Raw genomic sequence first — 1,160 nt, forward strand, 5'->3', positions numbered from 1 at the left:
GCTGGCGAGGTAGTTGGCGATGTCAAATGGACGGGTCTTGATCTTGCTCATTTCGCAACTCCAGAGCCATCTTTTTGGCTCGTTCAATGTCGCGCTGCTGGGTCGACTTGCCGCCACCACCCAGCATGACGATGATGGCCCCATCCTGCTCAATGAAATACATGCGCCAGCCGGGGCCAAAGAACTCACGCATCTCGGAAACACCTTCATCGACGGGCTCTACGTCGCCGAGGTTCCCTCGGCGTGCTTTGTCGAGCCGACGGGCCAGTGGGATGCGCGTCATGCCATCCTTCAGACCCGCAAGCCACTCGGAGAACTCATCGGTTTCGATGACCGTGAACATGGAGGTATTGTAGCCGGAAGGATACAGCCATGCAACCGCCACTCCAAGTGGTCCGACTGGAGAGAGGCGGCATTTCACCGCGCCTCGACACGCTCGCTGGCTCGATCAAGCGAGCTGGTGCGATGAGCAAAGCGTACCAATTTACGGAAAGGACGATCACCCACCCTGACCCTCGTCGATGGGGCTGGAGGCCGCGGCGGGCAAGGACAAGGTCGCGGAAATCCTGCCGTCGATGGGGTCGGAGGATTTCGGCGCGTTCGGCACCACGGGCGTGCCGGTGGTCTTCTGGATCCTCAACGCCTCGCCTTATCCGGACCGCGCCGGCCCGACGAACCACTCGCCGCTGTTCACCATCGGCGAATCTGAGATGCGTATCGGGGTGCGGGCATTGACCGGCGCACCTGACGCGCGCCAGTGACACTTCGCCCTGAAAGTTCGTGGCGTGACGTTTGGGAACGTTCTTCACAGTAACGATGTACGCGGTGGCACATGGCCGGCCGTTGGACACGCATCAGGGCTATTTCTCGCCCTTCAGGAGATGAAATGACTTTTCCCCGAGCTGCTCTCAAGCTGGTTGCCGCAGGCTTCGTCGCTGCCGGTGCCTTGTTCATCGCCGCATCGGCCAATGCGGGCACGAGCTGGTCCATTGGCGTCGGCGTCCCCGGCCTGGTCGTGAGCGAGCCCGCACCGGTCTACTACGAGCCCGCGCCTGTTTACTCGCGCCCGGCCCCGACCTACTACCAACCCGCGCAGCCGGCATACTCCGTCCCGGCACCCGTCTACTACGAGCCTGGATCCCGCTGGGAAGAACGTCGCG

3 protein-coding genes are annotated in these 1,160 nt (G+C 62.3%); 2 read left to right on the forward strand and 1 reads right to left on the reverse strand.

The window, feature by feature from the left end; all coding sequences use genetic code 11:
* Positions 1 to 22: 22 nt before the first annotated feature.
* On the reverse strand, positions 23 to 343 hold the full coding sequence (locus ACSFA3_RS24795; protein ID WP_435508016.1) for a type II toxin-antitoxin system RelE/ParE family toxin: 321 nt from the start codon (positions 341 to 343) through the stop codon (positions 23 to 25).
* 178 nt (positions 344 to 521) lie between these two features.
* Here ACSFA3_RS24795 and ACSFA3_RS24800 point away from each other — a divergent pair, with 178 nt between their 5' ends.
* Together ACSFA3_RS24800 and ACSFA3_RS24805 are read left to right on the forward strand one after the other, a co-directional pair.
* Positions 522 to 761: a hypothetical protein gene (locus ACSFA3_RS24800; RefSeq protein WP_435462596.1), complete on the forward strand. Its 240-nt coding sequence runs from the start codon at positions 522 to 524 to the stop codon at positions 759 to 761.
* A 125-nt stretch (positions 762 to 886) separates the two neighbouring features.
* Positions 887 to 1,160 (forward strand): hypothetical protein (locus tag ACSFA3_RS24805; protein WP_435508017.1); only part of this gene is annotated, 274 nt, incomplete at its 3' end.

This window comes from Variovorax glucosi (assembly GCF_051216695.1).
Taxonomy (GTDB): domain Bacteria; phylum Pseudomonadota; class Gammaproteobacteria; order Burkholderiales; family Burkholderiaceae_C; genus Variovorax.

Bases quoted from the DNA above. Each gene is read 5' to 3' on its own strand.
- ACSFA3_RS24800 (WP_435462596.1), top strand. From the start codon at position 522: ATGGGGCTGGAGGCCGCGGCGGGCAAGGACAAGGTCGCGGAAATCCTG.
- ACSFA3_RS24795 (WP_435508016.1), bottom strand. From the start codon at position 343: ATGTTCACGGTCATCGAAACCGATGAGTTCTCCGAGTGGCTTGCGGGT.